At 28.1% G+C, this 12336-nt stretch carries 9 protein-coding genes; 4 read left to right on the forward strand and 5 right to left on the reverse strand.

Annotated features, from left to right (window positions below):
- Nucleotides 1-4: 4 nt before the first annotated feature.
- The gene (locus tag ACSIGC_RS02745) at nucleotides 5-3085 is read right to left on the reverse strand and encodes a SusC/RagA family TonB-linked outer membrane protein (RefSeq protein ID WP_442266629.1); all 3081 of its coding nucleotides are present in this window, start codon (nucleotides 3083-3085) and stop codon (nucleotides 5-7) included.
- Nucleotides 3086-3295: 210 nt separating this feature from the next.
- On the opposite strand from ACSIGC_RS02745, the gene ACSIGC_RS02750 reads away from it, so the two are divergent.
- The 3 genes from ACSIGC_RS02750 to ACSIGC_RS02760 all read left to right on the forward strand — a co-directional run bounded on the left by ACSIGC_RS02750 (nucleotide 3296) and on the right by ACSIGC_RS02760 (nucleotide 6489).
- Nucleotides 3296-4342 (forward strand): sensor histidine kinase, encoded by a 1047-nt coding sequence (locus ACSIGC_RS02750; protein WP_442266630.1) that lies wholly within the window; start codon nucleotides 3296-3298, stop codon nucleotides 4340-4342.
- A 13-nt stretch (nucleotides 4343-4355) separates the two neighbouring features.
- A complete protein-coding gene (locus ACSIGC_RS02755) occupies nucleotides 4356-5063 on the forward strand; it encodes a LytR/AlgR family response regulator transcription factor (protein ID WP_442266631.1) in 708 nt (235 codons plus the stop codon).
- 115 nt (nucleotides 5064-5178) lie between these two features.
- A complete protein-coding gene (locus ACSIGC_RS02760) occupies nucleotides 5179-6489 on the forward strand; it encodes a sugar MFS transporter (RefSeq protein WP_442266632.1) in 1311 nt (436 codons plus the stop codon).
- 251 nt (nucleotides 6490-6740) lie between these two features.
- On the opposite strand, the gene blaOXA is transcribed toward ACSIGC_RS02760, so the two are convergent.
- From blaOXA to ACSIGC_RS02775, 3 genes are all read right to left on the reverse strand, one after another.
- Nucleotides 6741-7592, reverse strand: coding sequence for a class D beta-lactamase (gene blaOXA / locus ACSIGC_RS02765; protein ID WP_442266633.1), 852 nt, complete (start codon nucleotides 7590-7592; stop codon nucleotides 6741-6743).
- A gap of 62 nt (nucleotides 7593-7654) precedes the next feature.
- Nucleotides 7655-9118, reverse strand: coding sequence for an AAA family ATPase (locus tag ACSIGC_RS02770; RefSeq protein ID WP_442266634.1), 1464 nt, complete (start codon nucleotides 9116-9118; stop codon nucleotides 7655-7657).
- 3 nt (nucleotides 9119-9121) lie between these two features.
- A complete protein-coding gene (locus ACSIGC_RS02775) occupies nucleotides 9122-10264 on the reverse strand; it encodes a vWA domain-containing protein (RefSeq protein WP_442266635.1) in 1143 nt (380 codons plus the stop codon).
- Between the two features lie 80 nt (nucleotides 10265-10344).
- Between ACSIGC_RS02775 and ACSIGC_RS02780 the strand changes: the two genes are divergently transcribed.
- Nucleotides 10345-11160, forward strand: a complete 816-nt coding sequence (locus ACSIGC_RS02780; RefSeq protein ID WP_442266636.1) for a DUF1853 family protein — start codon at nucleotides 10345-10347, stop codon at nucleotides 11158-11160.
- A gap of 225 nt (nucleotides 11161-11385) precedes the next feature.
- Here ACSIGC_RS02780 and ACSIGC_RS02785 read toward each other — a convergent pair whose 3' ends face one another.
- On the reverse strand, nucleotides 11386-12306 hold the full coding sequence (locus ACSIGC_RS02785) for an EamA family transporter (protein WP_442266637.1): 921 nt from the start codon (nucleotides 12304-12306) through the stop codon (nucleotides 11386-11388).
- Nucleotides 12307-12336 lie beyond the last annotated feature (30 nt).

A 12336-nucleotide genomic window follows, 5' to 3' on the forward strand; every position in this document is an offset into this window, starting at 1 on the left:
TTAATTAAAAATTAACATTAACATTAAATCCAATACTTCTTGTAGACGGTTGATTAAAAATATCAACTCCTTGTAAACCTAATCCTGTACTAGCTGTTATGTTAGGATCAAATGGTGCTTCTTTGTATAAGAAAAATAGATTATTACCTATTACAGATAATCTTATGCTTTCAAAAAAGTTCGTTTTAATTGGTAATTTATATCCTATCGATATTTCTCTTAAACTAATATTTGTTGCATCATATACATATTCTCCTAATGCACCTGCACGTCCTCCAACTGTATTATAAAATGCTTGCGCTGAAATTTGAGAAGGAGCTCCATTCTCATCAACAACATCAATCATTCCTCCATTAGTATTTCTAGCATCAGCACTTGCTTGAGATACTCCATATTGATCATTAAGAGCTTCAGTAACACTAACTACATTTCCTCCAAATTTCCCATCTATTAAAAAGTTAAAAGTGAAGTTTTTATAATCGAAAGAATTATTCCATCCTAAAGTAAAGTCTGGTTGTGCATGAGCTACTGTTTGAAAATCTGTAACCTGTAACGTACCTGAACTATTTACTACTGGAACGCCATTAGCATTTCTTACTAAAGATTTAGCTCTTATGCTACCAAAATCCTCACCTTCAATTAAAGAATACCCATAGCCATTTACCCCTGGAGCTGTTATAATTGCTTCACCTCCTTCTAAGTTTGGAGCTACAGAAACTACTTTGTTAATATTTTGCGCAAAATTTAAAGATGTGTTCCAAGTAAAATTATCATTAACTATTGGTTTACCATCTAATACAATTTCTAAACCTTTATTTGTGATTTCACCTGCATTAACAATATTCTGAGTAAAACCTTCTGGATTTGGTAAAGCCTGTACAAAGAAAATCTGATTTAAAGTAGTTGTATCATAATAAGTAAGTTCTAATCCTAAACGGTTAGTAAATAATCTTAATTCTGTACCAATTTCGAAAGATTTTTGTCTTTCTGGCTCTAGTGTTTCTCCTCTAATTGGTGAAAAAGGAGCATTACTAATTCCATTATCTGTTGAATTGATTCCATTTAATGGAATAGTTGCATATACAGGAATATCTTTACCTACTTCTGCATAAGAAACTCTAAGTTTAGCGAAACTAATAGCTTCTGGTAATTCAAACATTTCAGAAAAAATTCCAGTTAATCCTATCGATGGATAGAAAAATGAAGTTGAATTTGTGTTTACTAAAGTTGATGACCAATCTGTCCTACCAGTTACATCAAGGTATAACATCTTTTTAAATCCAATATTTGCAGAACCAAAAATTGATTGAACTTCTCTATTTGCTACAGATTGTGCTATATTGTTAGTACTTTGAAAATTAGCTATAGTAAATACATTTGGAAAATTAAGTCCGTCTCCATCTCTCCCTGAATCTAAAAATACTTGATCTCCAATTCTAAATTGTGTTAAACTTGTACCTAATAATCCTGTAAAACTAATATCATCAGAAAAATCTCTATTATAATTTGCTATCAAGTCTACATATTGCTGTGTGTTTTCAGTACGCTCTAAAATATACCTACCATTATTTCCTGAATTTACTGGATCGGTACCTGCATATTGTCTTTTATCAAAAGTGAAAAATGTTTTATCATAACTTCCTCTGGTTTGTAAAGAAAAATTATCAGTAATTTGATACTTAACAGATAAGTTTGCCAAAACTCTTTGAACTTTGTCTGTACTTGGAGCTCTATTAATTAACCAATATGGATTTTGTTGTATATTTTCTGCAAAAGAAGAAGCATATTGATCATAAATATTACGTGAACTATCAAAATACTCGAACTGATTTTTATAAATATTTCTATCTATTCCAACTGGATGTAAATAAACTCCAGTTAATGGATTTGAGTATAATCCATTGGTTGGTCTATTCCATATTTTTTGATCCGATAAATTAACGCTAGCAGAAACATCTATTTTTTCATTCAAAAATTTTGCTGTTTCTCTTAACGTAATTGTATTTCTTATTAATCTATTCTGTGGAATTACTCCCCCTCCTAAAGTATTAGCTAAAGAAACATATGTTTGTGCTTTTGCATTCCCTGCTGTTAACGATAATGAGTTTATTGATGTATATCCTGTATTAAAAAAACTTTTAGCATCATTTGATAATCCTGAAGTTTTTGCTCCCCATGATTGTGGATCTGAAACTCTTCCATTATCTGCTATTGGATTCCCAACTGATAAAGATTGATATTCTGATTGTAATTTTGGTAATGACATTACATTATCTATAGTAAAACTAGAATTTACATTAACAGATAATCTCCCTTCTTTTCCTTTTTTTGTTGTGATAAGTATTACACCATTAGCACCTTGACTTCCATACAGTGCAGAAGCTGATGAACCTTTTAATACTGTTATAGATTCTATATCATCTGGATTAATTAATGATAATGCATCACCACCATCTCTATTTCCTGTTTGACTTCCAAAAATATCTGTACCAGGTTCAGATCCTGTAGCTCCATTACCTTGGTTTAACATAGGAACTCCATCAATTACATATAAAGGATCATTATTTGTAGTAGAAGCATTACCTCTTAATACAACTTTAGCCGTACCTCCTAAACCAGAAGAACTTCTATTTATAGTAATCCCTGCAGACTTTCCAGAAAGGCTATTTATTGGATTGGTTTGTTTTACTTTTGTTAACTCATCTCCTTTAACTTCTTGAGCTGAATATGTTAACGCTTTTTTCTCTTTTTTGATACCTAATGCCGTAACAACAACTTCGTTAAGTAAATTCCCTTCTTGTAATACAACATTAATTGTTGTTTGTTCCCCTACTTTAACTGAAATCGTTTTCATACCAACAAAAGAAAACTCTAAAACATCATTTGAATTTGCTTCAATAGCATATAAACCATCAAAATCTGTTTCTACCCCTATAGTTGTCCCTTTAATTATTACATTAACACCTGGTAAAGGTGCTCCATCAGAAGCTGATGTAACTTTCCCCGTTATTTTTTTCTGTGCAAATGACACTCCTATGGATAACAAAGAAAAACATAAAAGAAATAATATTTTATTTTTTTTCATATGTATAAAATTTGAAATAGTTTCATTAAAAGTAAAATTTACTTAAACTTTCAAAAAATTATATATGCTAACAACATTAAAATGATAATAAACAACATAATTTAATAGATAAACACAAAAAATGTGTTTAGTTAAGCAAACATGAAATTTTTTTTAAATAAAAAAATCATAATTTTATGAACTTAAACCTAAAAATAGTATTCACAATACATGAGTTTAAATTCTAGTAAGATAATACCTAACATAGCTATTCCTATTAAGTTTCACTTACTTTTTTGGTTAAGTTATTTCTCTTTTAATATTATTCGTTGGGGTAGTTATTTTGATGATTATTGGTATTCTTTAAAATCTAACTTAGTAGAATTTCCATTACATATAATTTTAGTTTATATTAATTTACTTTATTTTATTCCAAAATTCTTAGCTCAAAAAAAATATAAAACCTATATAATACTTTTATTAATATCATTAAATGTTCATTATATAGTTCGTACAGGACTTAATTACTTTCTTGTTTCAAAAAATATTTGGCCAGAAGCTACTGGACACCAAGAAGCCTTCACCTTTAATCATATTTTAGCTGTTACATTAGGTGAATTATATGTTTTAGCATTGGTTACTACAATTAAATTAATAATAGATTGGATAAACCAACGTCAAAGGCTTGAAAAACTCTCAAAAATTAATTTACAGACCGAATTAAATTTTTTGAGAATGCAAATTCAACCTCATTTTTTTTTTAATACTTTAAATAATTTATATGCTTTAACATTAGATAAGTCAGACCTTGCTCCTGAAGTTGTTTTAAAACTTTCTAATATTATGCAATACGTCTTATATGAAGTTAAAGAGGATAAAGTTAAATTATCTAAAGAAGTCGAGTATATTAAAGACTATGTTGATTTACAAAAAATTAGATATGAAAAAGAATCAAATTTTAAAATTAATATTAAAGGAGATTTAGATAAAATAGAAATTGCTCCTTTAATATTTCTTTCTTTTATTGAAAATAGTTTTAAACACGGAAAAAAAAGTGATAATTTTTATGTTCATATTAATATAGAACTTAAAGAAAATAATATTTTATTTTTCTCGGTAGAGAATAATTATGAAAGTTCAGATTCTATGAAAAAAATACAAGGTATTGGAAATAAAAATGTAAAAAGAAGATTAGATTTATTGTATAAAGACAAATATAATTTAGATATAGTAAAGGAGGAAAATATATTTAAAGTTTTATTAACTATTTCTCTATAGCACAAGAATTAAAATGAACTTAAATTGTATTATTATTGATGATGAACCTCTAGCAATTAGAGTAATAGAAAATCATTTAAAAGAATTTCAAAATATTTCAATAGTTGGTAAATTTAATACACCTGTTGAAGCTTTAACTACTTTAGAGCAAAACAAAATAGATGTTATATTCTTAGACATTAACATGCCTAAAATGAATGGTTTAGTTTTTTTAAGAAGTGTTTCTATTAAACCCTATATTATAATTACAACAGCTTACAGAGAATATGCTGCCGACAGTTTTGAGTTAAATGTTTTAGATTATCTAGTAAAACCAATTCCATTTGCTAGATTTCTCAAATCTATTAATAAATTAAATCAACAACTATATTTAAAACAAAATGCTGAAAAATCTCTAAATGAACCAGATTCTTTCATTTTCTTAAAAGTTGATAAAAAATTAGTTAAAATTAAATACCAAGATATTCTTTACATTGAAAGTTTAAAAGATTATATAAAAATATATACTAATGATAATAATTTTATTGTCCATAAATCTTTAACTAGTATCACAGAAGAATTACCTAGTAAAAAGTTCATTCGTATTCATAGATCGTATACTATAGCTTTAGATAAAGTAGATTCTATTGAAGGAAATTTAATCGGAATAGGAAAAAAAAGAATAACTATTGGCAGAAAGTATATTAATACCACTAAAAAAATAATTTTAAATCAAACGTAGTACTTAGTTTATTTATAATTATTCAGCGTGAAAATTATGTCGAACGTAGAAAAAATTTATTTTTTTTAATGTTTGTACATATACTTATCTCTTTTAATATAAAAAGAACTTAAAAGTGATAAGAGATACTAACAACAACTACAAAACAGCTATTGTAATAATCGCTGGCTTATTTTTTATTTTCGGATTTGTTACTTGGATAAATGGAGCTTTAATTCCTTTTATGAAAACCATTAACGAATTAACTGAAGCACAATCATATCTTGTTGCATCTGCTTCATACATTTCTTTTGTAATTATGGCTTTACCTGCTTCTTTTCTTCTTAATAGAGTAGGTTATAAAAAAGGAATGTCTATTGGTTTAATTATCATGGGAATAGGAGCTTTAGTTTTCATACCAGCTGCTAACTCTAGAACATATACATTATTCTTAATAGGTATTTTTATTCAAGGAACGGGGATGACTATTTTACAAACTGCTGCTAATCCATATATAACAATTTTAGGTCCCATAGAAAGTGGTGCTAAACGAATAGCAATAATGGGAATAGCTAATAAAGTAGCTGGTTCATTAGGTTCTATTTTATTTGGAGCTTTGTTACTTTCTGGTATAGATAAGGTTAAAGACGAACTAGCATCTTCAGATGCTTCTAAAAAAGCTGAACTTTTAGATACTATGGCAAATAGCGTAATAACGCCTTATATTATAATGGCCTTAGCACTTTTTATTTTAGGAATTTTAATCAAATGGGCTCCCTTACCAAAAATTGAAGCTTCTAATAATATCAATCAAGAAACAATTAATGTAAAAGATAAAACAAGTATTTTTCAATTTCCTCATTTATGGTTAGGCGTATTAGCTTTATTTGTTTATGTAGGTGCAGAAGTAATAGCTGGCGACACTATTATTGCTTATGGAATCTCTTTAGGTGTTTCAGCTTCTGAAGCTAAATTCTTTACTACTTTTACTTTAATGGCAATGATAGCTACTTATGCGTTAGGTGTTATACTAATTCCTAAATATTTAAGTCAAGGCTTAGCTTTAAAAATAAGTGCCGTTTTAGGCTTAATTTTTACATTCTTAATTATAAATACAACAGGATTTACTTCTATATTATTTGTTGCTGCTTTAGGTATTGCTAACGCTTTAGTTTGGCCAGCAATATGGCCTCTAGCTTTAAAAGGTTTAGGTAAATTTACAAAGACAGCTTCTGCCCTGTTAATTATGGCTATAGCTGGTGGAGCCATAATACCTCCTCTATATGGAAGAATAGTTGATGTGAATAAAAAAGATTTAATTTCTGAAGGAATTAATCAAGTAGAAGCTTTAGCTAGCGCTTCTACGAGTAGTTATTGGGTTCTATTTCCTTGCTACGCAATAATACTTTATTATGCTATTTGGGGACATAAACTAGATTCAAAATAAAAATCCTACATAAATAAAAATTACATATAACTAATTATAACATTATATACACCTGATAAAAAAACACTTACACTCAATATAAGTTGTAAAAAAGATACACTTGAGGTATTTTTGATTTGAAAAAGGAAAATGAATTAGTTAATTAAAAATGAATTAGAAATTAAAAAAAGCTAAAAAGAAAGATATAATTTTAAGTTTGTTTACAAATCGCAAAAAAACTCATCAATAAAGCTATGATTTTGGTGAGTTTTTTATTTTTTATCCAAATAGTTCAAACTCTTTAAAGCTTCCATCGTTATTTTTTTTCTCGATTTTGGAAATAAACTCATATCAAATTCTGGGGAAGGTTCAACATTTGTAGCGAAAAAAATTACATTGTCTTTCTGTTCTACAAAACCTACAAACCACCCATTACTTTTTTCATCTACGATAGACCAACCTGTTTTACCGCTTAACTTATAAACTTCATTATCATTTATAACCATCATTTTTTTCATAATACTATTTGTTCTCTTATTTATTGGTAGTTCAGTATTATAAAAACGACGTAAGAAATTAATTTGTTCATATTGTGTGATTTTTGAGTTTCCTTGAAGCCAAAAATTATCTATTGTAGTAGAATCAAATTTTATATCACCGTAATCTAACTTAGCCAGATAATTTTGCATTCGCTTTACTCCTATTTTCCTAGCAATCTCTTGATAACATGGTACGCAAGAATAATGAAATGCCTTTTTAAATGTTAAATCTTGCTGCCATAACTTGAATCTTCTAGGATTACCATTCCATTTTAAAAGTGTACTATCATTATCTACAATACCTAATTCTAAAGCAATTATAGAGTTTGGTATTTTATAAGTTGATGCTGGTAATTTCCCTGTTTTTGCCCAATTAAAATCATTAGAAAAATATCTTTTCTTATGCACATCGTAAACAAGAATTGAGCCCTTTAATTTTTCTCTATCTAATATTTTCTGAAAAGAAATTACTATACTATCTCTATTAGATTCTTTTTCAGTAATACTTGTTTTTATATTTGTCTTTATTGTCTCTTTACACGATATAATTAGTGAGACAATCATTAAAATTTTAAATACTTTCATCTCAAAATTTAAAAAATAGCTCAGCATAAAAACTGAGCCATTAAAATTTTATATTTCTAGTTTTAGATTCCTCTAATATAATTTGCTAATGGATCATTGAATTGAAAACCTGTAGTAAAACGTTCTTTATTTAAAATTTTATATTCAGACAAAGCCCAAAGAATAAACTCTTTTAAGAAATACAAATCTTCTTTAGGAAATTCAGGTTGATGTGTACTTATTAAAGTATTTAAAGGCGTTATACTATCTAACTGTTCTTTAAAATAAGTATCATCCATATCATCTAATAATTCAATCGCATCTTTTGAATAGAACCATTGAGAAATTCCATCATAAGGAGTTTCCTCATCTTCTCTCTTTAGCTTTTTGATTTCTGGGAAAAGTTCAACAAAAATTGTTTTTACAGCACTGCTAATTAAAGATTGCGCTACAACATCTGCTCCTTCTTGTTCACCTTCGTATACCAATTCTATTTTTCCAGTAATTGCAGGAATTGTACCAAAGAAATCTAATAATCGAATTGATGTTTTATCATCTTCAGTTAACAAACTTCTGCGTTCAGCTGTACTCAATAAATTTTCAAATATAGAAATACTCATACGAGCACTTACACCACTTTTTACATCTACATATTCACTTTCTCTGGCTTCAAAACTAATTTGTTCAACTAATCTTTTAGCTAATTTAGGCACGTAAACAGTGTCTTTTTGTCCTTGTAAAATTTTAGCTTCTTGCTCTGTAATTTTCTCTGCAATATCCACTGATTTCGGATAATGTGTTAAAATCTGTGATCCTATTCTATCTTTTAATGGCGTAACAATACTACCTCTATTTGTATAATCTTCTGGATTTGCAGTAAAAACAAACTGAATATCTAACGGTAAACGTAGTTTAAAACCACGTATTTGGATATCTCCTTCTTGAAGTATATTGAATAGAGAAACTTGAATTCGAGCCTGTAAATCGGGAATTTCGTTAATTACAAAAATACAGCGATTAGCTCTCGGGATCATTCCGAAGTGAATTACACGATCATCTGCATAATTCAATTTTAAATTCATGGCTTTTATCGGATCAATATCTCCAATTAAATCTGCTACAGTTACGTCTGGAGTTGCTAACTTTTCAAAGAAACGTTCATCTCTATGCAACCAAGTAATTGGTGTATCGTCTCCGCGCTCTGCTATTAATTCTTTAGCAAAACGAGACAAAGGATTGAAAGGATCGTCATTAATTTCCGAACCTCCAACAACAGGAATATACTCATCTAACAAATTAACCATTAAACGAGCTAATCTAGTTTTAGCTTGTCCTCTTAATCCTAAAAGATTGATGTTGTGTTTAGATAATATTGCTGTTTCTAGCTCTGGAATTACAGAATTTTCATAGCCCCATACACCTTCAAAAACAGTTTCTTGATTCTTTAGTTTTTTAATTAAATTATTCCTTAATTCATCTTTAATAGAAATCGATTCATAACCTGCTTCTTTTAAAGCTCCAAATGTTTTTATTTCAGTATACTTCATAATTTATATTCCTCGTATTCTTTTTTTTCTATTTTGTTCGTAATCTTCAAAAATCATTTCTCCTAAACCTTTAAGTCCTGTGTAAAATGCTTTTCCTTGATTTGCTTGTGTAAAATGACGGATAAATTGCATTAAATATGGATCTTGAGCGATCATAAATGTAGTAATTGGAATGTGTAATTTTCTTGCTTGAGAAGCCATATTATAGCATTTCTCAACAATGTATTTATCTAAACCATTACTATTTTTATAATATGTTCCATCTGGTAGACGCAAACAACTTGGTTTACCATCGGTAATCATAAAAATTTGTTTATTGGTATTACGTTTTCTTCGTAAAATATCCATAGCCAATTGTAAACCTGCTACAGTGTTTGTGTGATACGGACCGACTTTTAAATACGGAAGTTCTTTTACAGAAATTGGCCAAGCATCGTTTCCGAAAACTAAAATATCGATAGTGTCTTTCGGATAACGTGTTTTTATTAACTCCGTTAAAGCCATTGCTACCTTTTTTGCCGGTGTTATTCTATCTTCACCATACAATATCATACTATGACTGATATCAATCATTAAAACCGTACTCATTTGAGCTTTAAAATTGGTTTCTTCTACAACTAAGTCTTGTTCAGTTAGTGAAAAATTACCTATTCCGTTATTAATTTGAGCATTTTTAATACTCTCTGTCATAGAAATTCGATCTAAAGCATCACCAAAATGAAAGTTTCTCAGTTCTCCTGTGCGTTCATCACCTTGACCTGTGGTTTTCGTTTTATGGTTTCCTAAACGGCTTTTTTTAAGTTTACCGAAAATTTGATCTAAAGCATTCTGACGAATAGCTTGTTCTGTTTTAGAAGTGATTTTTAATTTCCCATCACCATTTCCTGTTCCATCTTTTGGATCATCAAACTCTTCTCGGATGTAACCTTTGTTTTTTAAGTCTTCAAGAAAATCGTCTAAAGTATATTCAGGCGTGGTTAATTTATATTCTTTGTCTAATTGTTTTAACCATTCGAATGCTTCATCGAAATCACCAGAAGTGTATGTGATCAACTCTTTGAAAATATCAAAAAGCTTGTCGAATGGCGGAATCTGCTTTTCTTCAAATTTTTCAAAACGCAGTCCTTTTTTAAACTGATTAATCATACTATAAAAATACGGCTATTTGTATTTTTACACCAAGTTTGAAAATCATAAGTAATATTATTTAGAATTATTTAACATTAATGCATTTTAAAAACAAAGAAATACAATTACAATATCAAGGTTATTTAGAAACAAAACCTTTATGGACAAAAACTTTAAATAATCTTCATCAATTCACTGGTTATCAATTAAATTATATTGATTTATTTAAATTAAAAATTAATGACAATCCTAGACTAGGAAAACTAGTAGAACAATTTGTTTTTAATGAACTTAATGAAAACGAAAGCATTAATATTATTACTGAAAATCTACAAATACAGAATCATAAAATAACTGTAGGAGAACTTGATTGTATACTTTTACAAAACAATATACCTCATCATTTAGAAATCATTTATAAGTTTTACTTATATGATTCTTCTGTGGGAAATTCTGAAATTGAACATTGGATTGGACCCAATAGAAATGATAGTTTTTATCAAAAATATAAAAAGTTAATTCATAAACAACTTCCATTATTATATCACGAAAAAACTATTGAAGCCTTAAAAAAATATAATTTAAATGTAAAAGATATTCATCAGAAAGTACTTTTTAAAGCTCAATTATTTCCTCATATAAATGATTTAGAAAAAGATTTTCCTGTTATTAATAACGAATGTATTGAAGGATTTTATATTTATGAAAAAGAGTTAAATTTATTTGAAGATTGTAAGTTTTTTATCCCAACAAAACACAATTGGTTAGTAAAACCACATTACAATGTAGATTGGTTATCATTTGAAGATTTTAAAGAAAAATTAGCACTGTTTTTAAATAAAAAAAACTCTCCATTATCCTGGTTGAAAAAAAATAATGGCGAGCTATACAAAGTTTTCATAGTTTGGTGGTAAAATCACCACACAGCAATTAAAATATATACTTTTAAATAATAGGTAAATTTTTAAAGTGTTGTACCATTAAAAAAAATGTTCCCCATAATACTGTAACAGTAATTGCAGTATACATTACATAATTCAAAACTTTTTTCGTGTTCATATCAATAAAAAATTTAGTGGATTATATATATACTACAATTCACATTTAAAAATTCCTACCCTACACGAATTATTTTTTTCTTATGTTTTTTGAGAAGGTCGAACTTTTTGTTTAGTAATTCTTTTTCTTGAAGTAATAAAATATACTCCTGTTAATAAAACACAAGAAGCTATTATTGACTGATTTGTAAGTTTTTCTCCTAGAAAATACCATCCTAATAACAAAGCAATTACTGGGTTAACATATGCTGAAGTAGACACTTTCTCTGGTGATACAACTTTCAATAAATAATTAAATGAAGTGAATGCAATAATACTTCCAAACACAATTAACATTACAATCGACCATTGTACTTTATTACTTATTGAATAAATTGAAGTGATATCTTCTCCAAAAACCTGACTCCAAAAAAATAATAAAACACTTCCTATTGTCATTTGATATCCAGTACTTACAAAGAAGTTTTTGGGAAGATTAGCTTTAGAAACAAATACACTACCGTAACTCCAACTTAACACACAAGAAAGAATCATAAAAATTCCTAAAATCATACCTTCTGAAGTAGCAATTGTTTTCTGACTTACTAAAAGATACATTCCTAAAATTCCTAAACAAACACCAATAATCGATTTTTGTTGCATTCTCTTCCCGTCTATTAAACGTAATAAAAACAATACAAATAGTGGTTGAGTAGAAGCTAATAAAGCTGCGAAACCACTATCTACATATTTTAAAGCCCATACAAAAACTCCATTTCCATACACCAAAAATAAAAAACCTGCTATTGTTAAATTTAATAATTGCTTTTTAGTAACTTTTAATGACTTTTTTAAAAGTTTAGCGATAATTAGAATCAATATTCCTGCTACACCAAAACGAATAGATGCTAAAAATAAAGGTGGTAATTCTGCAACTGCAATTTTATTTAATAAATAGGTGGAACCCCAGATAAAATAAATTGAAAAAAAAGATAATAGAATAAGTAATTGTTGTCTGTTCATTGGTCTAAGGTAATGCTTATTCTATTATCA

The sequence above is a fragment of the Tenacibaculum aquaeponti genome (genome assembly GCF_052084715.1).
Classification (GTDB): domain Bacteria; phylum Bacteroidota; class Bacteroidia; order Flavobacteriales; family Flavobacteriaceae; genus Polaribacter.

Coding starts and splice junctions, on each gene's coding strand:
- ACSIGC_RS02780 (WP_442266636.1), top strand. CDS start 10,345: ATGCATTTTAAAAACAAAGAAATACAATTACAATATCAAGGTTATTTA.
- blaOXA (WP_442266633.1), bottom strand. CDS start 7,592: ATGAAAGTATTTAAAATTTTAATGATTGTCTCACTAATTATATCGTGT.
- ACSIGC_RS02785 (WP_442266637.1), bottom strand. CDS start 12,306: ATGAACAGACAACAATTACTTATTCTATTATCTTTTTTTTCAATTTAT.
- ACSIGC_RS02775 (WP_442266635.1), bottom strand. CDS start 10,264: ATGATTAATCAGTTTAAAAAAGGACTGCGTTTTGAAAAATTTGAAGAA.
- ACSIGC_RS02745 (WP_442266629.1), bottom strand. CDS start 3,085: ATGAAAAAAAATAAAATATTATTTCTTTTATGTTTTTCTTTGTTATCC.
- ACSIGC_RS02755 (WP_442266631.1), top strand. CDS start 4,356: ATGAACTTAAATTGTATTATTATTGATGATGAACCTCTAGCAATTAGA.
- ACSIGC_RS02770 (WP_442266634.1), bottom strand. CDS start 9,118: ATGAAGTATACTGAAATAAAAACATTTGGAGCTTTAAAAGAAGCAGGT.
- ACSIGC_RS02750 (WP_442266630.1), top strand. CDS start 3,296: ATGAGTTTAAATTCTAGTAAGATAATACCTAACATAGCTATTCCTATT.